A 24283-nucleotide genomic window follows, 5' to 3' on the forward strand; every position below is an offset into this window, starting at 1 on the left:
CTGCGCGGTCAGGCTTTCACGTCATGAAACCCATTCTTGTTTTGCAGCACGAGGCTACACAAGGGCCAGGTGTATTACTGGATCATCTGGAGAAAAACGGCCTTTGCTATCAACTACTGATGTCACCGCTGGAGGGGAGAGCACCGGTCTTGGCACGTGATTACAGCGGGATTGTCGTCTTGGGCAGCGACCATAGTGTTAACGAGGATCTGCCCTGGATAGTGTGTGAACAGGCGCTTTTGCAGGATGCAGTCCAGCGCCATGTTCCTGTGCTGGGCCATTGCTTTGGGGCGCAGCTTCTGGCCCGTTCTCTGGGCGCCAAGGTGCAGCGCAGCCCGTATCCGAATATAGGCTGGGGCCAGGTCTGGAGCAGCCCTTATGCCCAGCGTGTGATGGGCCTGCCCAGACGTGCTGTGCTGTTTAACTGGCATTACGACACTTTTCAGATTCCTTCGGGTGCCAGCCGGACGTTGTATGGCCCTCATTGTCTGAACAAGGGCTTTGGCTTGGGCCCGCATTGGGCTTTTCAAGGTCATCTGGAAGTGACTGCCGATAGCATTCGGCAGTGGTGCGACCACGGTCGCCACGAGCTGGCGCAGGTATACGGTCCTGCCGCTCAGGATGCTGACCATATCTTGCTTGGGCTGGATCAGCATGTGAGCACCTTGCATCTTCTTGCCAGACAGACTTACCAGCGCTGGACAGATCAGTTGCTGGAGCGCTCCGGGTTTGCCCGCACCCAAATCCATATGCCGTCTTTATACGCAGGCCAGTAAACACTGCTCTGAATTTATGCCGCCAATTCTAGACTTTCTCTGTCTGCTGCAAGCCAGCATTGAGAGGGAGTGTGGAATGAGTGCGTCTTTTTTTACGGTTCTGGCAGGAGGGATTTCTATGGGACTGTTTATTTATTTGTTCTATGCCTTGATAAAGGCCGAAAAATTTTAACTTCAGGCCGACAAGTGTTCATTGTTTGGAACAGGTGTGCATATGAGTGATTTTCTATTTCTAGCGGTGCTGTTCGCGTTCTTTGCGATGGCGACCGGATTTATTCTTGGTCTTGAGAAACTGTAAGAGGTGCTGTCATGCTGGACGATCTGATGCAGTTTCTAGTTATTTTGGCCGTCTCAACGGTCTTGTTAGTGGTGGTGGGTAAATGGATTGCCCATTTTTTCAGCAGCCCGAATCACAGTTTGATGGAGCGCGGTACGTATCGGCTGCTGGGTGTGAATCCTGAAGAGAAAATGTCCTGGAAGCGATATGGCCTGGCGCTTTTATTGAGCAACGCCGCCATGTTGCTTCTGGGATATGTTCTTTTGCGGGTGCAGGGCTGGATTCCCGGAGACAGCCTGCAGCGTGCCGCACAAACGCCAGACTTGGCCTTTAACACGGCCGTGTCCTTTACGACCAATACCAATTGGCAGGCGTATTCGGGCGAATCCAGTCTGTCCAATTTTTCCCAAATGGCGGCCATCACCTTTTTGATGATGATCAGTGCCACCACGGGTCTGGCGGCGGCAGGTGGTTTCATCCGTGGCTTAAGCCGTAAAAGCTCGGCTGATATTGGTAATTACTGGGTGGACTTTACCCGTTCTTTGTATCGCCTGCTCTTGCCGTGCAGCTTCTTGCTGGCCTTGTTTTATATCTGGCAAGGTATGCCGCAAACACTGAGTTCTGAGGTCGTGGTCAACACGCTGGAAGGACTCAAGCAGCAGATTGTTTTGGGACCCGTGGCCAGTCTTGAAAGCATCAAGCATGTGGGAACCAATGGGGGCGGCTTCTTTGGCATGAACGCGGCGCATCCTTTTGAGAACCCCACGCCGCTGACCAATACCGTGCATATGCTTAGCATGTTGCTGGTGCCCTCGGCCCTGACCTATGCCTTTGGCTCCATGCTGGCTCGTCGCCGGCAGGGCTGGGCCTTTTTTGCGGCCTTTCTGGGGATGTTCATCGGTTTTCTGTCCCTGATCTACAGCGCCGAGCAAGCAGGCAATCCTTTGTTGACGCCTTTGGGAGTCGATCAGACCCAAAGCAGTACGCTGGGTGGGGGCAATCTGGAGGGTAAAGAACTGCGTTTCGGTGTGGCGCAAAGCAGTCTGTTTGCGACGGTGACCACCGCAGCTACCACTGGCTCGGTCGATGCCATGCATGCGTCGCTGACCCCTTTGGGCGGCTTGGTGCCGATTGCTCAAATGATGCTGAACAATGTGTTTGGCGGGATCGGGGTGGGCTTTATCAGCCTGGTCAGTTACGCCATTCTGACCGTGTTTCTGGTGGGCATGATGATAGGACGCAGCCCGGAGTTTTTGGGCAAGAAGATCGAGGCCCGGGAGATGAAGTACGTGATGCTGGCCATGCTGGCGCACGCCTTCAGCATTCTGGGGTTTACGGCCTTGGCCAGCGTACTGCCGTCCACCATGGACAGCCTCTCGAACATGGGGCCGCATGGTTTCAGTGAAGTTCTGTACGCCTACACCTCGGGTACGGCCAATAACGGTTCGGCCTTTGCCGGTTTCAACGCGAACACGCCTTTCTTCAACACCACGATCGGGCTGGCCATGCTGGTCGGGCGTTATCTGACTTTATTGCCGTTGCTGGCTCTGGCCGGTGTGCTGGCGGCCAAAAAAGCCGTTCCTGCTGGTCCAGGAACCTTGTCGACGGCCACCCCTTTGTTTACTGGCCTGTTGATTTTCGTGGTCCTGGTGGTGGGCGGTCTTACTTTTCTGCCTGCTCTGGCGCTGGGCCCGATTGTGGAGCACCTGTTGATGCTCGATGGCATTACTTTTTGAGGATTGACTGTCATGTCTACCCATCAATTTATGGTTTCAACCCCAGTGGCACCGACGGTGAAAAGCCTGCTGCGTCCCGTGTTGCTGTCGGCTGTGTTTTTTATGCTTCTGACCGGGATTGCCTATCCCTTGGCAACGACTGTCATCGGGACGGCTTTGTTCCCGGAGCAGGCAAATGGCAGCTTGATTGAGCGTGATGGCCAAGTCGTGGGTTCACGCCAGATTGGCCAATATTTCAGTCAGCCAGAGTATTTTCATGGCCGCCCCAGTGTGACCCTGGGTGTGGACACTTCAGATCCATCCAATAGTATCTCGCAGCCCTATAACGCCGCCGCTAGCGGGGGCAGCAATCAAGGGGCATTAAGCAAGAATTTGCTCAATGCCGTGGCAGAGCGAAGCAAGGCTTATCGTCTGATGAATGGTTTGGCAGAGGATGCCCCCGTACCTGTCGATGCCGTGACAGCGTCGGCATCGGGTCTGGATCCGCATATCTCGGTGGCTAATGCCCGTTTGCAGGCTGCGCGTATTGCCAGGGTGCGCGGCATGTCGCTGGAACAGGTGCTGGCCTTGATTGATCGCTATACCCATGCTCGTCAATTGGGTGTACTGGGTGAACCACGTGTGCAGGTCCTGGAGCTAAATCTTGCGCTGGATATGGCCAAGAGCGTCCAGCCCGTCGTGCGTTAGGAGCAGGTGTCAATATGTCTATTACTGATTTAAAAGCCTCGCAAGAGGCGGAGCACACAACGGTGTTTCAGGCTGTGCCCTGGGGCACCGTGTGCAAGGAAGCCTTCAAGAAACTGTCCCCTCGGGTGCAGTTCAAGAACCCGGTAATGTGTGTGGTGTATCTGGGTAGCATCCTGACCAGCCTGCTGGGTGTGCAGGCTTTGATGGGGCAGGGCGAGGCCCCCGCTGGTTTTATCTGGTCCATTGCTGCCTGGTTGTGGTTTACGGTTTTGTTTGCCAATGCGGCCGAAGCGGTGGCAGAAGGGCGTGGCAAGGCGCAGGCTGATGCGCTGCGATCTACGCGCAAGCGGGTTATGGCCAAAGTGTTGAAAGAGCCCAGGCGAGATAGTCGTTCCTGGCCTGTCCCCAGCGATGAGCTGGTGCCCGGTGCCTATGTGCTGGTCGAGGCTGGCCAGATTATTCCGGCCGATGGTGAAGTGCTGCAGGGGGCAGCCTCGGTAGACGAGTCCGCTATTACTGGGGAGTCAGCGCCGGTTATCCGGGAGTCGGGGGGCGACTTTTGCTCGGTCACGGGCGGGACGCGTGTTCTGTCGGACTGGATTGTGATGCAGGTCACCGCCAAACCCGGCGAAGCCTTTCTGGATCGCATGATTGCAATGGTGGAAGGGGCCAAACGTGGCAAGACGCCAAACGAGATTGCCTTGAATATCTTGCTGGTCGCCTTGACGCTGATCTTTCTCTTGGTGTGCGTCACCTTGTTGCCTTTCTCCAGTTTTGCCACCGCGCTGACCGGCCAAGGTTCGCCCGTCACGATTACGGCCCTGATCGCCTTGCTGGTGTGCCTGATTCCGACCACGATTGGCGCCTTGTTGTCGGCAGTGGGCGTGGCCGGAATGAGCCGCATGATGAAGGCCAATGTACTGGCCAGCTCGGGCCGTGCGATCGAGGCGGCCGGGGATGTGGATGTCTTGTTGCTGGACAAGACAGGCACCATCACACTGGGCAATCGAGAAGCTTCGGCATTTCTGCCCGCGCCGCAGGTATCGGAGCACGCCTTGGCGGATGCGGCTCAATTGGCCTCGTTGGCCGACGAGACTCCCGAAGGGCGCTCTATTGTGGTGCTGGCCAAGCAGCTTTTCAATTTACGTGGCCGTCAATTGCAGGGCGCGCAGACCATTGCCTTCAGTGCCCATACCCGCATGAGCGGGATTGATATTGAGGGTCGCCAGATCCGTAAAGGGGCGGCCAATACCATGCGCGCGCACATTGAGTCCCAGGGCGGGGTGTTCCCTCGTGAACTGGATACCTTGGTCAATGAGGTGGCACGGCGCGGCAGCACACCGCTGGTCGTTGCCGAGGGCAATAAGGCGCTGGGTGTGGTGGAGCTCAAGGACATTGTCAAAGGCGGTATCAAGGAGCGTTTTGCCGAGCTGCGCGCCATGGGCATCAAGACCGTCATGATTACGGGGGATAACAAGCTGACCGCCGCAGCAATCGCGGCTGAGGCCGGGGTGGATGATTATCTGGCCGAAGCCACGCCCGAGGACAAGCTGCAATTGATTCGACGCTATCAGGATGAAGGTCGCCTGGTGGCCATGACTGGCGACGGGACGAATGATGCGCCTGCTCTGGCGCAGGCAGATGTGGCCGTGGCCATGAATAGCGGTACCCAGGCGGCCAAAGAGGCCGGCAATATGGTGGATCTGGATAGCAACCCCACCAAGCTCTTGCGTGTGGTGGAAGTAGGCAAGCAGATGATCATGACGCGTGGTGCTCTGACCACCTTCAGTATTGCCAATGACCTGGCCAAGTACTTTGCGATTATTCCTGCGGCTTTTGTGGTCACCTATCCGGCTCTGGGCGCCTTGAATGTGATGCAACTGCACAGCCCAGCCACAGCGATTCTGTCTGCGGTCATTTTCAATGCTCTGATCATCATCGCCTTGATTCCTTTGGCCTTGCGCGGCGTGAAATATCGGGCGGAGCCCGCAAGCAGACTGCTGCGGCGTAACTTGCTGATCTACGGTTTGGGCGGGCTGATTGCGCCTTTTATAGGTATCAAACTGATTGATATGCTGCTGACGCCGTTTTTCGGATAAGAGCGTAAGATCAATAGCTATTTTCTGGATGGAGTGCACAGATTCATGTCACCTGAGGATAGGCCGGACCCGGATACGCTGTTGCAGGTCATTGGCGAGGATCCGCATCAGCCTCGCCGTGGGCAGCTTAAGATTTTCTTTGGCGCTTGTGCGGGCGTAGGGAAAACCTACGCCATGCTCAAGGAGGCGCATCAACGCCAGTCCGAAGGGGTGTCCGTGGCCATCGGGATTGTAGAAACGCATGGTCGCCAGGAAACCCAGGCCTTGATCGAAGGTTTGCCCGTACTGGCACGCAAGGCGTATCAGCGTCAGGGGCGGGTAGTGACGGAGTTTGATCTGGATGCCGCCTTGGCGTCGGGCTATCAGTTGCTGCTGGTCGATGAGCTGGCGCACTCCAATCTTGAGGGTAGCCGTCATGCCAAACGCTGGCAGGATGTGGAGGAACTGCTCGATGCCGGTATTGATGTATATACCGCGCTGAATGTGCAGCATCTGGACAGTCTCAATGAGGTAGTGGGCGGGATTGTCGGGGTACGGGTTCGGGAGACGGTGCCGGACCGTATTTTTGATCGAGCGGCGGATGTCCTGCTGGTGGATTTGCCTCCAGACGATTTGTTGTCTCGTCTGAATGCGGGCAAGGTATATCTGGCCGACTCGGTCGCCCACGCGCGCCAGAACTTTTTTCGTCGCGGCAATCTGATCGCTTTGCGTGAGTTGGCGTTGCGTCGTGTGGCGGATCGGGTCAATGCCGATGTGCATGTCTACCGAATCTCCCATGCGATACGAACAGTCTGGCCCACCCGTGAGCTGTTAATGGTTTGCGTCAGCGCCGATAGTGCTCAGGAAGCCCTGATTCGGGAGGGGGCGCGCTTGGCGCAGCAATTGCAAACCCCCTGGATTGTGCTGCATGTGGATACGCCGCAGGAAAGCGGGCAGATCAAGGCGCAGGAGGCGTTGGTGCGTTTGGCCGCCAGTGCTCAGCATGCAGGGGCCGAGTTTGCCAATATTGCCGGGCAGGATGTGGCGCATACGATTCTGGCCTATGCCCGTCAGCGCAATGTCACCAAGCTGATTCTGGGGAACTCTTCAGCGCGCTCTGCCTGGCCCTGGCGCACCAGCCTGTCCGAGCGCCTGGCCCGCAGTAATCCTGAAATTGGTTTGCTGCTCCTGCGCATGGATACGGTTCAGCGACCAATCCGGCCCTTGGAGCTGGAGCAGCCCATGGCGCAGGGCAAGGCCTTGTCCATCGCCTCCATTATTTGCGTGGCGACCACCTTGTTGGCCGAGCAGCTTTTGTCCTTTTTTGATCTCTCCAATGTCATCATGCTGTTCCTGATTACAGTGGTCTTTATCGCTTTGCGTTTGGGACGGCTGGCGGGGGCATGGGCGTCATTGCTTTCAGTGGCGTTTTTTGATTTTTTCTTTGTCGCGCCGCGCTACTCCTTTTCGGTCACCGATACCCAATACGTGTTTACCTTTGGCGTCATGTTGGTCGTGACGCTGATTATTGGCCAGTTGGCTGCCAAACTGCAGGCCGAGGCCCGGGCTGCGCGTGATGGTGAACGTCGCGCGGCGGCGTTAACGCGTGTTAGTCGGGATTTAGCGGGGGCCTTGGCCCTGGAGCAGGTCCTGGCGGTCTGCCGCGATACGCTGGAGCCTTTGTTTGAGATGCAACTGGTGCTGGTGGTGCCGGATCAACAGAACCAACTGGTGGCAACCCGCCACACCGGCTTTGTTGAGCTGTCGGTAGCGCAATGGGTGTTTGATCACATGGAAGCTGCCGGTAATGGTACGGAGACCCTGAACGGCGCCAGTGCCTTGTACCTGCCCTTGAAAGGCCCGATGGCCCCACGGGGTGTCCTGGTGGTGCAGTCCGGGGCTGCTGCCTCTTTAAGCACTCCTGACGGACGGCGCTTGCTGGATGCTTGTTGCTTTACGTTGGCTCAGGCTCTGGAGCGGATTCATTACGTGGAAATTGCCCAGGATACCGTGCTGCGCATGGAGGGGGAGAAAATGCGTAATACCTTATTGTCTGCTGTTTCACACGACTTACGTACGCCCTTGACCGTGATCCGGGGCTTGGCTGAAACCTTGGAGCAGCCCAAGGGCTTGAGTGAGGCGGAGCGCACGGATATTGCCCATTCCATCCGTATTGAGTCTGACGAACTGCGTCGCCAGGTATCTAACTTGCTGGATTTGGCCCGTATGCAAAGTGAAGGAGTGAAACTGCATAAAGAGTGGCATGCCTTGGGCGAGATTGTGGGGATCGCCGTTGCCCGCTGTGCAGCCGCCTTGCAGCCCCGCAAAATTGTGACCGAGTTCGCCACGGATCTGCCCTTGGTCGAGGTGGACGGTGTGTTGCTGGAGCGAGTGGTGACGAATCTGTTGGATAATGCGGCTAAATATACCCCCGCTACCAGCACAATCTCGCTACGCGGCCTGTGTTCTGGCCAATCCATGTATTTATTGATCAGTGACGATGGACCCGGCCTGCCGCCAGGCGATCCCGAGCGTTTGTTTGAGACGTTTACGCGGGGGTACAAGGAGTCTTCTGTAGCAGGGGTAGGCTTGGGTTTGGGGCTATGCCGAACAATTATTGCCGCGCATGGTGGTACGATCAGCGCCAAGCCGCGTCAGCCTCATGGGGTGATCTTCGAAATCAGCCTGCCTTGGAAAGCGGCTCCTCAGATGGATGGTGACGAACTACTGACATGAACAAAACCCAGATATTGATTGTGGAGGACGAATCCAATATTCGTCGTTTTGTACGGATCGCCTTGGAACAGGAAGGTATGTTCGTGGTCGAGGCCAGCACCTTGGCGCAAGCGCGCATGGATGCGGCAACCCGTCGCCCGGATTTGATGATTGTGGATTTGGGTTTGCCCGATGGCGACGGCAAGGACTTGATTCACGATCTGCGCGCTTGGGTCTACTCGCCCATTCTGGTGTTGTCTGCGCGCGATCGGGAAGAGGAGAAAGTGGCTGCGCTGAATGCGGGGGCGGACGATTATCTGGTCAAGCCTTTTGGGGTGCCGGAGTTGCTGGCCAGGATTCGGGCCTTGCTGCGGCGTTCTCAATTAGTCCCGAACGCACAGACAGCCTCATCGCTGGTTCGCTTCGGTGGTGTCCGTGTGGATCTGGCCTCCCACGAGGTGTTCCGCGACGGGGAGGCGGTACATTTAACGCCGATTGAGTTTCGCTTGTTGACGGCTTTGATTCGAGGTCATGGCAAGGTGTTGACGCACCAGCATTTGTTGCATGAAACATGGGGTGCGGCTTACTGTGATCGGCCCCATTATTTGCGGGTGTACATGATGCAGTTGCGTCAAAAGCTGGAAGAGGATGCGGCACAGCCCAAGTATCTGTTGACGGAATTGCAGGTTGGTTACCGATTGGCGGGTTTGGAGGTTGAAGAATAGGGGCGGGCGCGCTGCGCTGAGCATCAGGGGCACAGCGCAGCACAGGGTCATGGTCTGGCTGTAGTCGCTTGTAGTTGGTATCGTCGCAGCACTCAACAGAGCCGTCGTCTCGCGTCGTTTACATGAAGCAGGCTAGGTCCTGCCCGATTGAAATGATCTTCAAGCGCTTTTTTCAATGATGGCCTGGATGCAGGTGTGCGACGTTGTTGCGTAAAAAAGGGATGCCGTAGCATCCCCTTTTGTCATCAATGAGCAATCTGCTCCGAGTGGCAGCGTTTAGGCTTCCAAACGACCCAGAATCAGGAACTCCATCAATGCTTTTTGTACATGTAAGCGGTTTTCGGCTTCGTCCCAGACCACGCTTTGTGGGCCGTCGATGACTTCGCCTGTGACTTCCTCACCACGGTGGGCGGGCAGGCAGTGCATGAAGATGGCGTCAGCAGCAGCCACATCCATCATTTCCTGGTCCACACACCAGTCGGCAAATGCTTTGCGACGCTCTTCGTTCTCGGCTTCGTAACCCATGCTGGTCCACACATCGGTGGTGACCAAGTGTGCGCCCTTGCAGGCTTCCAGCGGGTCGTCAAATTCGCGCAGGATGCTGGAGTCCGGGTTGCCAGTACGATCTGACTCCAGGTGGTAACCATTAGGAGCGGATACATGCAGGGTAAAGCCCAGGATTTCCGCCGCTTGCAGCCAGGTGTAAGCCATATTGTTGGCATCCCCAATCCAGGCCACGGTCTTGCCCTTGATATCGCCACGATGTTCGATAAAGGTGAAGATGTCGGCCAGAATCTGGCAAGGGTGAAATTCGTTGGTCAGGCCATTGATGACCGGCACACGCGAGTGGGAGGCAAAGCGCTCCAGACGGGTTTGTTCGAAGGTGCGGATCATGACGATATCGACCATGCGCGAAACTACGCGGGCGGTATCTTCAATAGGTTCGGAGCGACCCAGTTGCGAGTCGGTGGTGGTCAGGTGAATGACCGAACCGCCCAACTGATACATACCGGCTTCAAAGGAAACACGGGTACGGGTGCTGGCTTTTTCAAAAACCATCGCCAGGGTGCGGTCGTGCAATGTGTGGTGCGGCTGATAGCGTTTGAACTTGTCTTTGATCAGGCGTGCGCGTTCCAGCACATATAAAATTTCGTCGTGAGAAAAGTCGCGAAATTGCAGAAAGTGCCGAAGCGGTCCTGCGTGCACGATGGCATCCATAAAAAAATCCTGCGGATAAAGAAAGCCATCTTAACCTGTCCAGCTATTTAGAGCAAAGCCGGCCTGTGCACGACAAGGGGAAATAGCTTGGTCTTAAGATAAAAAGAAAGGGTAAGGTAATGATTAGCAATAAATTGTCAAGTGGCTAATTTATTGAATCCCGGGCTTTGCTTGGCCGCGATCGGATACAATGCGGAGCGAGAAAGGAAAAGGTGCAGCCTACCTGAACTGCACGATGAGTGATCAATTGTTATGACAGAGCCAGTGAAGCAACTTGTAATCCATGGTGTGACCCGGCAGGATCAGCGCTTTCGTCCCAGTGACTGGGCAGAACGCTTGGCCGGTGTAATGTCTCAGTTCCGTCCGGCTGGGGCGATGGGAGGGCATCTGACGTATTCGCCCTATGTGGTGCCGCGATTGATTGACGGCGTGCGCTGTGTGGTGGTCGATGCGCGTTTGCGGGAGCTGGAGCCTTTGGCCTGGAAATTTGTCTGTGGCTTTGCGGAAGATAATAATTTAAAAACCAGCGGCATTGATCCCACCAATATGGGCCCTGTCGATTCCTGATTAAGGCAGCACATCCAACTAGTCGCCACCGTTAAAACGGTAGGCGATTTATTTTTTGTACCGTAAGCAGAGTCAGTACTTTGCCGGTTTTTTGATACTGCAATATATTGTCCAGTGCCAGCGAGAGCATGGCTTGACGCGTCTCGTGTGTCGCACTGGCTGTGTGCGGTGCCAGAACGACCTGCTTGAGGTCACGCAAAGCCTGAGGGACCTGGGGTTCGTTCTCGAACACATCCAGCCCGGCAGCGCCTAGTCGTCCTTCTTGCAGGGCGGCAATCAGTGCGCTTTCATCAACCACACTGCCGCGGGCGATATTGACCAGAATCCCTTTGGGCCCCAAAGCATTCAGCACATCTATATTGATCAGCCCGCGTGTCTCGTCGCCACCGACGGCTGCAATCACCATGAAGTCGGCCCAATGGGCCAACTCGATCAGGGAAGGTTCATAGTGCCAGGGGACGTCGTGGCGTGGACGGCGGTTGTGATAGCGCAGCTCCATATCAAAGCCGCTGGCACGGCGGGCAATGGTCTGGCCGATGCGACCCAGGCCCACAATCCCCAGTTTCTTGCCGCTGACCCGAGTGCCCAGCCCAAAACCATTGGGGCTGTCCCACAGGCCGGCACGTACGTAGCGGTCGGACTCCGTCACCCGGCGGGCGGCATCCAGCATCAAGGCCCAGGCCATATCCGCCACGCAGTCGTTCAGAACATCGGGGGTGGTGCTGACCTGGATGCCACGCTGTTGGGCGGCGTGCACGTCGATGCAGTCGTAGCCTACTCCCACACTGCAAATCGCTTTTAAAGCGGGCAGGCGGTCTATCAAGGAGGCGGGGGTGGGGGTGACGGCGCTGGTCAGGAGTACCTGTACGCGTTCGATCTGTTCGGCACAGAGCTGGTTCAGGTCCGGGAGGACAATGCGCTCGAAATAACGATCAATGTCGTCAAAAGAAGGGTGCTGGGCCAAAGATGCCAGTTGCAGCACGATGGGACGTGTCATGGGGACTCGCTGATGAACAAGCAAATCTATAACTTAGCATGATTGGCCTGCATGTTCAGGCAATGGTTTTGTGGCTAATAAAAAAGGGGTGCTAAGCACCCCCTTTCTAACTGGTTTTTAGGCCAGAGCCGATTAAACCATTAAAAATCTTCAGCAATCAGGCCAGGGCCTTGATAGCAGCAGACAGGCGGCTCTTGTGGCGGGCAGCCTTGTTCTTGTGAATGATGTTCTTGTCGGCAACGCGATCAATGATGCTGGTCGCTTTGCGGAAAACTTCGTTAGCAGCAGTTTTGTCGCCGGCGTCAATGGCCTGACGAACGCGCTTGATAGCGGTACGCAGCATGGAACGGATGCTGGCGTTGTGTTTGTTGCGAGCCACTGCTTGGCGGGCGCGCTTGCGTGCTTGTGCGGTATTAGCCATTTTTAGTAAAGCCTAAGTTTTAAAGTTTAATCGGCAAAGACAATTATTCTAAGACACTAAGCCCGCTTTGTAAAGTAAGAGGGCCGAATGCCTACGATAAACAACATGCCGAAATAAGAAATGCCGCTGGCAAGCAACACGCCGCCCAGATACAGCACACGCAGCAAGGGCGTGGCTCCCAGGCTGATCCAGTCGATATAGCGGTCAGCCAGCACAAGGACGGCAGCAAGGGCAGCCAGGGCGGGAATAATCTTCAGGAAAAAACGTAACCAGTCATGATTGGGCTGGTAAATCCCGCGTTTGCGCAGCATGACCAGCAAGGTCAGCGCATTGACGGTGGCGCCCAGGCCAATCGACAAGGCCAGTCCAGCATGGGCAAAGGTAGGCACCAGTACCAGGTTAAAGAGCTGGGTAATGATCAGAACAGCAATGGCAATGCGCACCGGTGTACGAATATCCTGGCGGGCATAAAAACCGGGGGCCAGAATCTTGATGGCCAGCAGGCCGACCAGACCCACTGAGTACGCACCCACGGCCAGCTTGGTCTGGGCAACGTCAGCGGCGGCAAACGCACCGTAATGAAACAGAGTGGCGACCAGGCCGTCGGACAGCATGGCCATGCCCAGCGCGGCTGGCAGGCCCAGCAGCAGAACCAGACGCAGGCCCCAGTCCAGCAAACCGCTGTAGTTCTGGTCATCTTTACTGGCATGGGCAGCCGATAGCTTGGGCAGCAAGACCGTGCCCAGCGCTACACCGAGCAGGGCGGTGGGAAACTCCATCAGGCGATCGGCAAATGATAGCCAGGTTACGCTGCCTGACTGCAGCCAGGTGGCAATATTGGTATTGATGAGCAGGGAAATCTGCGCCACGGACACCCCCAAAATGGCGGGCAGCATTTGTTTAAGAATGCGTTGCACGATGGGGTCGCGGCGCGCTTGACCCAGTCGTAGCGAGAATCGTGGCAACAGGCCCAGACGAGCCAGTGCGGCCCATTGCACCAGCAATTGGGCCAGACCACCTATCATCACCCCAACAGCCAGCGCATAAATCGGCGTGTCCATGTACTGCACCAGAAACAGGCTGGCGCCAATCATGGACAGATTCAGCAGGATAGGGGTGAAGGCCGGCACCGCAAAGCGGCTCCAGGTATTGAGTACGGCAGACGCAAACGCCACCAGCGACATGCAGATGATGTAGGGGAACATCATCCGCGTCATGGTGATGGCGGCGCCAAATTCGGTTTGTCGTTCGGGGGCGGTCAAGCCGCTGGCCATGGCGCTGACCACCCAAGGGGCGGCCAGGATGCCGATGACCGTGACCAGCATGACGGCAAAGGTCAGCAGCAGGGCGACACGGTCCAGCAATTGCTGCACCTTGTCTTGTCCATGCTCTTTGCGCACCTGTCCCAGAATGGGTACAAAGGCTTGCGAAAACGCCCCTTCAGCAAACAGACGTCGCAGCAGGTTGGGAATGCGAAATGCGACCCAGAAAGCGTCGGTAAGCGGACCCGCCCCAAAGGCGCGGGCAATCAAAATATCGCGTGCCAGTCCGGTGATACGAGACAGCAGCGTCAGGCCACTAATCGTGGCCGCCGAGCGAAACAAACCCATTGGAGCCGATACAGAAAGTTATTTTGGTGCCATACGAATGGCGCCATCCAGACGGATGGTTTCACCATTGAGCATTTCGTTATTGATAATGCTCTGCACCAGTTGGGAGAAATCTTCAGGGCGACCCAGACGCGAGGGGAAGGGAATGCTGGCTGCCAGCGAGTCCTGAACTTCCTGAGGCATGGCAAACATCATGGGGGTGCCGAAGATGCCGGGAGCAATCGTCATGACACGAATGCCGGTTTGGGCCAGGTCGCGGGCCAGGGGCAGGGTCAAGCCGACCACGCCCGCCTTGGAGGCGCCGTAAGCCGCTTGGCCGATTTGGCCGTCATAGGCGGCGACCGAAGCCGTATTGATCAGCACACCACGTTCGCCCGATGCTTCAGGTGTATTGTTGCTCATGGCAGCGGCGGCCAGACGACACATATTGAAGGTGCCGACCAGGTTGATCATGACGGTTTTTTGAAATAGGTCCAGCGTGTGTGGGCCGTTGCGTCCCACGGTGCGCGAGGCAGGCGCCACACCGGCACAGTTGATCAATCCGAACAGAGGGCGGGCGCTGTCCTGGCACGCCAGATCCACGACGGCCTGGGCATCGTGCTCGGAAGTCACATCGCAGCGCTGATAGTGTTGGCCCAGCTCTTTGGCCAAAGCCTGGCCGGCCTCGTCCTGAATGTCGGCAATCACCACGCGGGCGCCGTTTTGAACCAGCATACGTACGGTGCCTGCGCCCAGACCCGATGCGCCGCCGGTGACAATAAAAGTCTTGTTATTGATTTGCATGAGCTTGTCTCCCTTGAATAATAAACAACCGGCCCTTTTGGGGCCGGCTGAATTTTGATTTGCTTAGCTTGCCAGGGCGTCCACAATGCGCTGGCGGATTTCATCGACGCTGCCCACGCCGGAAATCTTGCGATAGGCCGGAGCTTGCGGGTCGCCGGTGGCTGACCATTGCGAGTAGTAATCGACCAGAGGGCGGGTCTGCTCGCGATAGACAGACAAGCGGTGGCGGACGGTTTCCTCGCGGTCATCATCGCGCTGGAGCAAGGGTTCGCCAGTTACATCGTCCACACCGGGGGTTTGGGGTGGGTTGAATGTGACGTGGTAGCTGCGACCGCTGGCAGCGTGAATACGGCGGCCGCTCATGCGTTCGATAATGCTTTCTTCCGGTACGTCGATTTCGATCACGAAGTCCAGTTTGACCTGAGCATCCTTCAAGGCGTCGGCCTGGGGAATCGTGCGCGGGAAACCGTCGAACAGGTAGCCAGGCTCACAGTCTGCTTCTTTCAGACGGTCGCGAACCAGACCGATGATGATGTCATCGGAGACCAGGCCACCGGCGTCCATGATTTTTTTGGCTTCTACACCCAACGGGGACTGGGCTTTGACAGCGGCACGCAACATATCGCCCGTGGAAATTTGTGGAATACCAAATTTCTCGGTGATGAAAGCAGCCTGAGTGCCTTTGCCGGCACCAGGGGGCCCGAGCAGTATAAGTCGCATGAATTCCTCCAGGAAATGCGTCGATCCGATTCTCGCTTCAGTATGATGCGTTGCAGCATAATGAGCGCATTTTTTATTCGGATGGAGCAGAAAAAAGATCTTTTATAACCGATTTGCGAAGTGAGCGCGTACTCTTTCCAGGTCTTGTTCGGTGTCTACCCCCGCTGCAGGAATCTCCTGGAGGCGGTGAACCATAATCTGGAAGCCGTTTTCCATGGCTCGCAACTGCTCCAGAGACTCAAAGTGCTCCAGCGGCCCACGCGGTAGCTGGGCGTACTGCTGCAGGAAGCGATTTCGGTACGCATAAAGGCCAATATGGTGCAATGCGGGAAGTCCGTCGGCCAGTACCCGCTCTCCCTGGGCCAGTGCGTCGCGGGCCCAGGGCATGGGCGCACGCGAAAAGTACAGGGCGCGGCCTTGCAGGTCGCAGACCACTTTCACAGCATTGGGATTGAACAGGGTCTCGACGCTCTTGATGGGCGCGGCCAGCGTGGCGATATCGGCCTGTTCGCTGCGAGCCAGCAGTTCGGCGGCGGCATGGATGTGTTCGGGCTGAATCAGGGGTTCGTCACCCTGCACATTGACCACGATCTCGTCCTCGGACAGCTCCAGCAGACGGGCGGCCTGTGCCAGACGGTCGGTGCCGGTCGGATGTTCGGCATCGGTCAGCAAGGCCCTGAAGCCGTGCGACTGCACGGCTTCGAGCACGCGGGTCGAGTCCGTCGCCACCCAAACCTGACGCGCTCCACTGAGCGCCGCTTGCTGGGCGCAGCGCACGATCATGGGTTGGCCAGCGATGTCGGCCAGCGGCTTGTTGGGTAGACGAGTGGAACCCAGGCGTGCGGGGATGATGACGGAAAAAGTCATATCAGTTGCTGGCGGGGTCCTGCGCGTTCAGTTGGCGCGCTTCGTTGACCAGCATGGTGGGGATGCCGTCCACAATAGGGAAGGCCAGTTTGTCGGCCTTGCAGACCAGTTCTTCTTGTTCGCGGTCGTGGCGCAGAGGGCCCTTGCACAGGGGGCAGACCAGTACGTCGAGTAGGCGAGTTTCCATTATTGAACTCCGGGTAAAGAGGGGGAGGTTAAGCGCCGCTTGCGCAACAGGCCATCCAGTTCAGCAATCCAGTCCGGACGTGAAAACATGGGCTGGACATCCACAACCCACAGACGTGGGTCGTTAAGGTGCTGGCATTTTACGGCGTCTTTACGGGTAATGAGTACCAACCCATCATGCAGGGCCTGAAAGTCCTGGGCTTGCAAGGCAGCATGGTCGGGCAGGGGGAAAGTCTGGTTCAGATGAAGACCACAAGTGCGCAGCATCGAAAAAAAACGGTCGGGCTGGCCAATGGCGGCCAGAGCTTGCAGTTCTTGTTGACCGTATTCCTGCTGCCAGTCTGACCAGTTCAGGCGGCGGCCCGAGCTCAAGTGCTCCAGCTGATGCGGGCGCAGGTTCATGGTCAGGGTGCGGCCAGGTTCGGCGGGTTGAGGGGTGGATGGAGCCGTTTGATCGGCCACCACTTGACTGATCAGCCAGTCCACGCTGCGCAGGCGTTCGGGGCCTTCACGCAATGGGCCGGCTGGCAGCAGCAAGCCGTTGCCCACGCCACGGGCATCTTGAACTACCACTTCCATATCGCGTTGCAGGGCCAGGTGTTGAAGGCCGTCATCTGAAATAATCAGGTCGATTGCTGGAAAGTTAGTGAGCAAAGCCTGGGCAGCCAGCGCACGGCGGGGGTGGACGGCAATGGGGGCCTGGGTTTGGGCGGCAATGAGTGCGGGTTCGTCGCCAAACTGTTCAGCAGCTAACTGACCTTGACCTACGCGAGGGCTGGGGCCGATTTTTACGCCATACCCACGGCTGATAATGCCGGGAGTCCATCCCAACGCGCGCAATTGCTCGGTCAGCGCCAGGACGATGGGGGTCTTGCCTGCGCCACCCACAATAATATTTCCCACCACAATGACCGGCACCGGGCTGCGGTAGGACGCGCTGGGATCTTGCTCGTAGCGTCGTTGTTTGCGCTGTACGAAAAGCGCAGCCAGCGTTGAAAGAGGGCGCATCAAGAGACTGAACCAGCCTTTTTTCTGCCACTGTTGGTGAAGCCAATCAGTCAGGCGGACACGCACACTCATGGGGCCTGGGTCGCAAAGTGAACGCGGTGGATGCCTACCTGACGGGCGGCTTCCATAGCCTGAACGACGGCAAAGTGAGGGGCCTGGGCATCGGCCAGAATCAGCAGGCTAATGTTCTCGTCGGTTTTCTCAGTCGACAAGGCTTGACTAAGAGGGGAGGCGCTACTGGCGTCTAGCCACATGCCGTTCAAGGCATAGCGCCCATCCTGGCTGATGGCCAATAACAGTTCAGCCGTTTGGGCTGCTTGGGCCTGAGCCTGGGGCAAGGACACATCCAACTGGCGATAGCGCACGAAGGTGCTACTGGCAGCCAGAAAAATCAGCACGACCAGCAAGACATCAATCAAGGGCACTAGGTTCAGTTCCAGCGTGTCTGGGTCTTGGGCTCGGCGAAAGCGCATCAGGCAGCCCTCTGAGCCAGCAGACGATCCAGGGCACCGGCTTCTGTTTCCAGGCAGTGCAGCAGATAGTCGGCACGGCTGCGAAAGTAACGGTGAAAGATCATGGCCGGGACGGCAATCAGAATCCCCAGGGCGGTGTTGTAAAGGGCAACGGAAATGCCACGAGCAATCAGGCTGGGGTCACCCCCAGCGGGGTCGTAGGCGGCAAAAATGTCGATCATGCCAATGACTGTACCGAACAGGCCCAGCAAGGGGGCGATCACGGCAATGGTGCCCAGTGCCGGAATATATTTGTTCAATTGGTAGCTGATGTCTTTGCCTTCTGCTTCCACAGCAGCCTCACGCAAGGCGGGGGACAGGTGGCGGTTCTTCAGTACAGTGGCTAACACTCGACCCAAGGGGGAGTTGTCGTACAGGCGAGGCAGCGAGTCATCCTGAACACGGTTCTGGTTTGTCAGTTCGCTGATCTGGCGTGCCAGTCCAGCCGGTAAGATCCGTTTACTGCGCAGGGCCAGAAGGCGCTCCAGGATCAAACCCAGGGCAAGAATGGAGCAGGCCAGCAGAAACCAGACAGGCCAGCCAGCGGCATGGATCAAAGTAAGCACGAGTCGATTATCCGGTCAGGAAATAAATCAGCACTTATTGTAGAGCCCCTGTCTGCATTGCGGGAATGTTCCGGCGCTGGCGCGGTACACTTTAACGTCTTTTCCACGCAAAATGACGCCAAACCCCTGATGTATTTGAAGTAATAAGTGTAGTGCTAAAACTATCCACAAAAACTGTGGATAATTCTGTGCATAAAACATCCCATAGTGGCTCGGGTGGTGGTTTAGAGGTTCTCTGGCTAATTTTCGACCATTTTTGTGTTTTCTTAAATGTCGTGTAATTTCAATTACTTAATGAATTTATGTGATGTGAACTATCAGGTGTTGGGCGGAAACCATTGTCTTGGCGTCTATTTGACAAAAGCATGACAGTTGTGGATACGGAGCGGTGGAAAACTAGCTCGTGGCGAGTCAAAAACAAAGAATATGATGCATTATCAAGAATCTAGAGCACCCGCAGTATGGACCGTGGCGCAGTTGAACCGCCGTGTCAGCCAATTGCTGGACGAGCACATGCCGGTAGTTTGGGTCAGCGGCGAAGTATCCAACTTTACCCAGGCCGCTTCCGGGCATTGGTACTTTTCCATCAAGGACGACAAGGCGGCGGTGCGTGCCGTGATGTTCCGGGGGCGCGCCCAAACCGTGGGCTTTGTGCCGCGTGCAGGCGAACGCTTCGAGTTTCGCTGCTCGGTGACCTTGTACGAGGCGCGTGGGGATTTTCAAGTTCAGGTTGAGGGCATGCGCCGCGCGGGCCTGGGGGATTTGCATGAAGCATTTTTGCGACTGAAAAGTCAGTTGCAAAGCGAAGGACTGTTCGAGCCGGAACGCAAACGCCCCATTGCCACCTTGCCGCGTAGCATAGGCATCATCACCTCCTTGGCTGCTGCGGCCTTGCGAGATGTGCTGACGGCGATGGAGCGTCGCGCTCCGCATGTGCGCATTATTGTTTACCCCGCCCCGGTCCAGGGTGCTGAAGCGCCACCGCGATTGCGACAAGCGCTGGAAACCGCGATTGAGCGAGCCGAGGTTGATACGCTCTTGCTGGTACGCGGGGGCGGCAGCCTGGAAGATCTCTGGGCGTTTAACGATGAGGGGCTGGCGCGCCTGATCGCTTCCAGTCCTATTCCTATTATTAGTGGGGTGGGGCATGAGACGGATTTCACCATTGCCGATTTCGTGGCCGACTTGCGTGCACCTACACCCACGGCAGCAGCCGAACTGGCTTGCCTGGGACGTGATCAATTGCTGGAGCAGGTCTTTGCACGTATAGGGGCTTTGAGCCACGGCGTGCAGCGCCATGTGGACCGGGCCTCTTTGCGTCTGGATCGAGCGGTGGCCAAACTGGTTTCCCCACATCAACGCCTGGCCCAGCAGCAGCAAGGCCTGGATCATCTGACCCAAAGACTGCAACGCGTGGCCCGCAGCGTGCCCGATGCTGCCGCTTTGCGCTTGGCCACATTGCAGGCACGTTTGGAGCGCAACATTCCGCAGCTGACGTCAAGACAGCAAAATCTGAATATGCTTTTCCAGCGGCTGGAAAAAGGTCTGGACCATGCGCTGGTTTTGCGCCGTCAACGCCTGGCTGCGGCTCAGCAAACACTGCAAGCCCTGTCCCCGCGCCTTATCATCAATCGTGGATATGCCATAGTCAGGGATAGCGAGGGGAAAGTTGTAAAAAATGCGTTAGACTTAAAGATTGGTGAACGACTCGATGTCGAGTTGAGTCGCGGTCATGTGACGGTGGATGTGGTGCGCACGCACGATCTGCTTTAGGCTGCGTCGTCCTTGTTGGATACCAAACCCGGTTTTTTTTTAGAAGGAATTGAAATGGCATTCACTCTTCCAGCTCTTCCATACGAACTCAACGCCCTTGAGCCACACATCTCCAAAGAGACTTTGGAGTTTCACTACGGTAAGCACCATCAGGCTTACGTCACCAACCTGAACAACCTGGTTGCTGGCACCGAATTTGAAAATGCTTCCCTGGAAGATGTGGTCAAGAAATCCTCCGGTGGCGTGTTCAATAACGCTGCTCAGGTTTGGAACCACACTTTCTACTGGAACAGCCTGTCCCCTAACGGTGGCGGCGCTCCTACCGGCAAACTGGCCGATGCCATCAATGCCAAATGGGGCAGCTTTGATGCCTTCAAAGAAGCCTTCACCAAGTCTGCTGTTGGCAACTTTGGTTCGGGCTGGACCTGGTTGGTCAAAAAGGCCGACGGTTCCCTGGATATCGTCAACACCAGCAACGCTGGCACGACCCTGACTTCCGATGACGTTGCCTTGATCACCTGTGATGTGTGGGAACACGCCTACTACATCGACTACCGCAATGCCCGTCCCAAGTACCTGGAAATTTTCTGGAACCTGGTGAACTGGGATTTTGCCGCCAAAAACCTGGGTTAATCGCTCAGGTCGTGGGTAGCGCTCATTGGAGTGCTGCCCGGCAAGAAAAAACCGCCATGCGCATGCTGGCGGTTTTTTTTATGGCTTCAATGAAAACAAGGCATAGGGCAGAGGCCGCCATACCTTGTTGTCGAAAGCGTTACATCTGGGATTGCTGGTAATTTTCCAGACCCACTTTCTCGATCAGACCTAATTGTTTTTCCAACCAGTAGGTATGGTCTTCTTCCGTATCGCGCAACTGGGCCAGAATAATGTCGCGGGTGACAAAGTCGCTGGCGGATTCGGCCAGTTCAATGCCCTTTTGCAAAGCAGCGCGAACCTCATATTCCAGCTCCAGGTCCTTGCGCAACATGCCGACTACGTCTTTGCCGGGCTCAAACGCATTGGGGCGCATGTCGGGAATACCGTCGAGCATCAGGATGCGACGGATCAGGGCGTCAGCGTGCTGGGTTTCTTCTTCCATTTCGTGGTTCATGCGCTCGTAAAGCTGCGTGAAACCCAGATGCTCATAAAAGCGGGAATGAATAAAGTACTGGTCACGCGCTGCGAGTTCGCCGCGCAGCAATTGATTCAGATAGTCGAGGACTTCGGGATTACCTTGCATGATGATGAGCCTGTAGAGAATGCCAACGGTGAAAGTATGCCATGGGGCTACGCGTCATGGGGTTTACACTGGGACGATGAGAGGTGGGGCGAGGCTGAGGTTCGAGAGAGCTGCTGGATAGTTGGACAGTAAACGGTGGATTTCGTCTATCCGTATTTTCTTTCAAGCTGGCTATTGGGGGTCTGAGAAATTGACCGCGCAGCGGACGGCCTCCGTAATGATAAAAATCCTGCCAGCTCTCAAGCGCTACTATCAAAACAGTAGATTTCGAGCGCTCTCTATAGCGCTCTCGCGTGATTTTATTCAAGTTATCAGGGTGATTTTCATGAGTCAGGACGCCTTTATTTGTGACGCAATTCGTACGCCTTTCGGACGTTATGGCGGTTCGCTGTCCGCTGTGAGGGCGGATGACTTGGGTGCAGTGCCTATCGCCGCGTTGATCAAGCGCAATCCGCAAGTCGATTGGTCCAAGTTGGACGATGTAATGTACGGTTGCGCCAACCAGGCGGGTGAGGACAACCGTAACGTGGCACGCATGTCCGCGCTGCTGGCCGGTCTGCCCGTGGACGTACCTGGTGTGACTTTGAACCGGTTGTGCGGCTCCGGCCTGGACGCGATTGGTTCGGCTGCTCGCGCGATTCGCGCTGGCGATGCCTCCTTCATCCTGGCTGGTGGTGTAGAAAGCATGAGCCGCGCTCCCTTCGTGATGGGCAAGGCTGAATCGGCGTTCTCCCGTAGCGCCAACATTTATGACACCACGATTGGCTGGCGTTTCATCAACAAAGCCATGAAAGAGCAGTACGGTGTGGATTCCATGCCTGAAACGGCTGAAAACGTCGCCCAGCAGTTCAATGTGTCCCGTGCAGACCAGGACGTCTTTGCCCTGAACAGCCAACTGCGTGCGGCTGCGGCCCAGGAAGCGGGCATTCTGGCTGAAGAAATTACCCCCGTGATCATTGCCCAGCGCAAGGGCGATCCCATTGTGGTGGACAAGGACGAGCACCCTCGTGCCACGACCTTGGAGTCCCTGACTCGTCTGAAGCCTGTCGTGCGTGCCGATGGCACCGTGACGGCCGGTAATGCCTCGGGTGTGAACGATGGCGCTTGCGCGCTGCTGGTCGCCGACAAGGCAACGGTCCAGGCTCAGGGTCTGACTCCACGCGCTCGTGTGGTGGCCATGGCCTTTGCGGGTGTCGAGCCTCGTATCATGGGTATTGGGCCAGCACCGGCCAGCCAGAAAGTCCTGGCCTTGGCCGGCCTAACACTGGATCAAATGGATGTGATCGAGCTGAACGAAGCCTTTGCCGCTCAAGGCTTGGCGGTAACTCGTATGTTGGGTCTGGCTGATAACGATCCGCGTGTGAACCCGAACGGGGGCGCAATTGCTCTGGGTCATCCTTTGGGTGCCAGTGGTGCGCGTCTGGCAATTGCAGCCATCAACCAATTGCACCGCACAGGCGGTCGCTACGCCCTGTGCACCATGTGTATTGGCGTCGGACAGGGCGTGGCTTTGATTCTTGAGCGCGTCTAACTACGGTTTCAGGGCAGGCAGGCCGGTGATTTTCTCACCGGCCTTTTTATCTGCTTGCTTGAACCAGCCTTGTTCCATTTCCAAGGCGTAGCGCACAGGTCGCACCGGGCAGTGGGATTGAAGATCAAAGGGTTGCATGGCCTCGATATTGGTAATCGTGCCTTCATCGGTAATAAAGGCAATATCCAGCGGCAAGGGCGTATTCTTCATCCAGAAGCAAGGCATTCCGGTTTGCTCGAATACAAATAACATGCCGTGATTGGGGGCCAGGCTTTCTCGATGCATCAAACCTTGAGCACGAGTCTCGTCGCGATCGGCCACTTCAGCCTGAATTTGTTTGGAACCCAGGCTCAGGGTCAGGGTGGGAAGAGTCTCTTTGGCCTGGGCCGGGGCGCTTATACAAAACGCGGCCAGAAGACAGGCAAAAAAAACAGGGCGCGCAGGCCCCGTAGTCGTCGTGCGATACTGCATGTGTGTTGCGAACCTGCTTTTGTTAGAATCGAGAGCGCAAGAGATCTTAAGGCGAAGTAATATTAAGTGCCTGCTTGCCTTTAGGGCCTTGGGCAACTTCATACAGAACTTTCTGGCCTTCTTTCAAAGTCTTGAACCCGTTCATCTGAATGGATGAAAAATGAGCGAAGAGATCTTCGCCGCCGTTATCGGGTGTAATAAACCCAAAGCCTTTGGCATCATTGAACCACTTAACGGTCCCGGATAGTTTTTGATTGTCTCCAGTGCCTGCGGTGGTGGTAGTTTCCGACATGCTTGCTGCCTCTCAACTTAGTGTATGGTTGATACTTTTTTCGGCCCCTCCCTGGGCCTGTGATCGCGGCACCCCACTTTTTATTGTGAAGTTGACACGATCAGTCGGATGATGCTGAATTTTGTTCCCCCCAGTCAACCTATGGAAAGCACCTAGTTCTGTATTATGGCCATTGAGATCGATAAGCAAGGCGCCACAACGGTAGAGCGCCAATCCGCGCGGCTTGCCCCACCACCCATGTATCAGGTCATCTTGCTCAATGATGACTACACGCCCATGGAATTTGTGGTGAATATACTGGAGCGGGTATTTGCCAAGACCCCGGAGCAGGCCGAACAGCTTATGCTTAAAGTACATTACGAGGGTCGGGCTGTCTGTGGTGTGTATCCGCGCGATATCGCGGCCACCAAGGTGGAAATTGTGCGACAACTGGCGCAGTCGCGACAGCATCCTTTGCAGTGTGTGATGGAGCCGGTGCCTGATGCTTGACCATTTAGTGGTTTACCGTATTGTTCAGATCAGGCAAATTA

26 protein-coding genes are annotated in these 24283 nt (G+C 56.3%); 12 read left to right on the top strand and 14 right to left on the bottom strand.

Annotated features, from left to right (window positions below):
- Nucleotides 1-23 precede the first annotated feature (23 nt).
- From AC6I6N_RS01235 to AC6I6N_RS01265, 7 genes are all read left to right on the top strand, one after another.
- On the top strand, nucleotides 24-776 hold the full coding sequence (locus AC6I6N_RS01235; RefSeq protein WP_094196361.1) for a type 1 glutamine amidotransferase: 753 nt from the start codon (nucleotides 24-26) through the stop codon (nucleotides 774-776).
- 76 nt (nucleotides 777-852) lie between these two features.
- Nucleotides 853-948 (top strand): K(+)-transporting ATPase subunit F, encoded by a 96-nt coding sequence (gene kdpF, locus AC6I6N_RS01240; protein WP_107685428.1) that lies wholly within the window; start codon nucleotides 853-855, stop codon nucleotides 946-948.
- 137 nt (nucleotides 949-1085) lie between these two features.
- Nucleotides 1086-2789: a potassium-transporting ATPase subunit KdpA gene (gene kdpA / locus AC6I6N_RS01245; protein ID WP_199827877.1), complete on the top strand. Its 1704-nt coding sequence runs from the start codon at nucleotides 1086-1088 to the stop codon at nucleotides 2787-2789.
- 12 nt (nucleotides 2790-2801) lie between these two features.
- Nucleotides 2802-3476, top strand: a complete 675-nt coding sequence (gene kdpC / locus AC6I6N_RS01250) for a potassium-transporting ATPase subunit KdpC (protein ID WP_497942724.1) — start codon at nucleotides 2802-2804, stop codon at nucleotides 3474-3476.
- 14 nt (nucleotides 3477-3490) lie between these two features.
- On the top strand, nucleotides 3491-5575 hold the full coding sequence (gene kdpB, locus AC6I6N_RS01255; RefSeq protein ID WP_208393571.1) for a potassium-transporting ATPase subunit KdpB: 2085 nt from the start codon (nucleotides 3491-3493) through the stop codon (nucleotides 5573-5575).
- 45 nt (nucleotides 5576-5620) lie between these two features.
- A complete protein-coding gene (locus AC6I6N_RS01260) occupies nucleotides 5621-8290 on the top strand; it encodes a DUF4118 domain-containing protein (protein WP_395029327.1) in 2670 nt (889 codons plus the stop codon).
- The gene (locus AC6I6N_RS01265) at nucleotides 8287-8994 is read left to right on the top strand and encodes a response regulator (protein WP_094196365.1); all 708 of its coding nucleotides are present in this window, start codon (nucleotides 8287-8289) and stop codon (nucleotides 8992-8994) included. The genes AC6I6N_RS01260 and AC6I6N_RS01265 overlap by 4 nt, the downstream gene beginning before the upstream one ends.
- Before the next feature lie 276 nt (nucleotides 8995-9270).
- On the opposite strand, the gene argF is transcribed toward AC6I6N_RS01265, so the two are convergent.
- Nucleotides 9271-10212, bottom strand: a complete 942-nt coding sequence (gene argF / locus AC6I6N_RS01270; RefSeq protein ID WP_094196366.1) for an ornithine carbamoyltransferase — start codon at nucleotides 10210-10212, stop codon at nucleotides 9271-9273.
- A gap of 252 nt (nucleotides 10213-10464) precedes the next feature.
- Here argF and AC6I6N_RS01275 point away from each other — a divergent pair, with 252 nt between their 5' ends.
- On the top strand, nucleotides 10465-10779 hold the full coding sequence (locus AC6I6N_RS01275; protein WP_094196367.1) for a DUF3579 domain-containing protein: 315 nt from the start codon (nucleotides 10465-10467) through the stop codon (nucleotides 10777-10779).
- A gap of 31 nt (nucleotides 10780-10810) precedes the next feature.
- Here AC6I6N_RS01275 and AC6I6N_RS01280 read toward each other — a convergent pair whose 3' ends face one another.
- From AC6I6N_RS01280 to AC6I6N_RS01325, 10 genes are all read right to left on the bottom strand, one after another.
- On the bottom strand, nucleotides 10811-11776 hold the full coding sequence (locus AC6I6N_RS01280; protein WP_497942733.1) for a 2-hydroxyacid dehydrogenase: 966 nt from the start codon (nucleotides 11774-11776) through the stop codon (nucleotides 10811-10813).
- A 157-nt stretch (nucleotides 11777-11933) separates the two neighbouring features.
- Nucleotides 11934-12197 carry a 30S ribosomal protein S20 gene (gene rpsT, locus AC6I6N_RS01285; protein ID WP_094196369.1) on the bottom strand — a complete coding sequence of 88 codons (264 nt, stop codon included), beginning with the start codon at nucleotides 12195-12197 and terminating at the stop codon, nucleotides 11934-11936.
- Between the two features lie 56 nt (nucleotides 12198-12253).
- On the bottom strand, nucleotides 12254-13807 hold the full coding sequence (gene murJ / locus AC6I6N_RS01290) for a murein biosynthesis integral membrane protein MurJ (protein WP_094196370.1): 1554 nt from the start codon (nucleotides 13805-13807) through the stop codon (nucleotides 12254-12256).
- 18 nt (nucleotides 13808-13825) lie between these two features.
- Nucleotides 13826-14590 carry a 3-hydroxyacyl-CoA dehydrogenase gene (locus tag AC6I6N_RS01295; protein WP_108727303.1) on the bottom strand — a complete coding sequence of 255 codons (765 nt, stop codon included), beginning with the start codon at nucleotides 14588-14590 and terminating at the stop codon, nucleotides 13826-13828.
- Between the two features lie 63 nt (nucleotides 14591-14653).
- On the bottom strand, nucleotides 14654-15310 hold the full coding sequence (gene adk / locus AC6I6N_RS01300) for an adenylate kinase (RefSeq protein WP_094196372.1): 657 nt from the start codon (nucleotides 15308-15310) through the stop codon (nucleotides 14654-14656).
- 102 nt (nucleotides 15311-15412) lie between these two features.
- Nucleotides 15413-16177, bottom strand: coding sequence for a 3-deoxy-manno-octulosonate cytidylyltransferase (gene kdsB, locus AC6I6N_RS01305; protein ID WP_094196373.1), 765 nt, complete (start codon nucleotides 16175-16177; stop codon nucleotides 15413-15415).
- Between the two features lies 1 nt (nucleotide 16178).
- The gene (locus AC6I6N_RS01310) at nucleotides 16179-16364 is read right to left on the bottom strand and encodes a Trm112 family protein (RefSeq protein WP_094196374.1); all 186 of its coding nucleotides are present in this window, start codon (nucleotides 16362-16364) and stop codon (nucleotides 16179-16181) included.
- The gene (lpxK, locus tag AC6I6N_RS01315; RefSeq protein WP_497942739.1) at nucleotides 16364-17443 is read right to left on the bottom strand and encodes a tetraacyldisaccharide 4'-kinase; all 1080 of its coding nucleotides are present in this window, start codon (nucleotides 17441-17443) and stop codon (nucleotides 16364-16366) included. The genes AC6I6N_RS01310 and lpxK overlap by 1 nt, the downstream gene beginning before the upstream one ends.
- Nucleotides 17440-17844 (bottom strand): ExbD/TolR family protein, encoded by a 405-nt coding sequence (locus AC6I6N_RS01320; protein WP_497942741.1) that lies wholly within the window; start codon nucleotides 17842-17844, stop codon nucleotides 17440-17442. Before AC6I6N_RS01320 ends, lpxK begins: the two co-directional genes overlap by 4 nt.
- Nucleotides 17844-18449: a MotA/TolQ/ExbB proton channel family protein gene (locus AC6I6N_RS01325; RefSeq protein WP_230018606.1), complete on the bottom strand. Its 606-nt coding sequence runs from the start codon at nucleotides 18447-18449 to the stop codon at nucleotides 17844-17846. The genes AC6I6N_RS01320 and AC6I6N_RS01325 overlap by 1 nt, the downstream gene beginning before the upstream one ends.
- Before the next feature lie 426 nt (nucleotides 18450-18875).
- Here AC6I6N_RS01325 and xseA point away from each other — a divergent pair, with 426 nt between their 5' ends.
- Together xseA and sodB are read left to right on the top strand one after the other, a co-directional pair.
- Nucleotides 18876-20222 carry an exodeoxyribonuclease VII large subunit gene (gene xseA, locus AC6I6N_RS01330; RefSeq protein WP_108727306.1) on the top strand — a complete coding sequence of 449 codons (1347 nt, stop codon included), beginning with the start codon at nucleotides 18876-18878 and terminating at the stop codon, nucleotides 20220-20222.
- Nucleotides 20223-20276: 54 nt separating this feature from the next.
- A complete protein-coding gene (sodB, locus tag AC6I6N_RS01335) occupies nucleotides 20277-20855 on the top strand; it encodes a superoxide dismutase [Fe] (RefSeq protein ID WP_094196379.1) in 579 nt (192 codons plus the stop codon).
- 139 nt (nucleotides 20856-20994) lie between these two features.
- Here the strand turns inward: sodB and bfr are convergent, their stop codons facing one another.
- A complete protein-coding gene (gene bfr, locus AC6I6N_RS01340; RefSeq protein WP_042487888.1) occupies nucleotides 20995-21459 on the bottom strand; it encodes a bacterioferritin in 465 nt (154 codons plus the stop codon).
- Nucleotides 21460-21784: 325 nt separating this feature from the next.
- Between bfr and pcaF the strand changes: the two genes are divergently transcribed.
- On the top strand, nucleotides 21785-22990 hold the full coding sequence (pcaF, locus tag AC6I6N_RS01345; RefSeq protein WP_094196380.1) for a 3-oxoadipyl-CoA thiolase: 1206 nt from the start codon (nucleotides 21785-21787) through the stop codon (nucleotides 22988-22990).
- On the opposite strand, the gene AC6I6N_RS01350 is transcribed toward pcaF, so the two are convergent.
- Both AC6I6N_RS01350 and AC6I6N_RS01355 read right to left on the bottom strand, forming a co-directional pair.
- A complete protein-coding gene (locus AC6I6N_RS01350; RefSeq protein WP_094196381.1) occupies nucleotides 22991-23461 on the bottom strand; it encodes a DUF192 domain-containing protein in 471 nt (156 codons plus the stop codon).
- A 46-nt stretch (nucleotides 23462-23507) separates the two neighbouring features.
- Nucleotides 23508-23753, bottom strand: coding sequence for a cold-shock protein (locus tag AC6I6N_RS01355; RefSeq protein WP_003801483.1), 246 nt, complete (start codon nucleotides 23751-23753; stop codon nucleotides 23508-23510).
- A 165-nt stretch (nucleotides 23754-23918) separates the two neighbouring features.
- Here AC6I6N_RS01355 and clpS point away from each other — a divergent pair, with 165 nt between their 5' ends.
- Nucleotides 23919-24242 (top strand): ATP-dependent Clp protease adapter ClpS, encoded by a 324-nt coding sequence (gene clpS / locus AC6I6N_RS01360; RefSeq protein WP_026482895.1) that lies wholly within the window; start codon nucleotides 23919-23921, stop codon nucleotides 24240-24242.
- The last annotated feature ends 41 nt before the right edge of the window (nucleotides 24243-24283 follow it).

Source organism: Alcaligenes sp. LTN-3, from assembly GCF_059735605.1.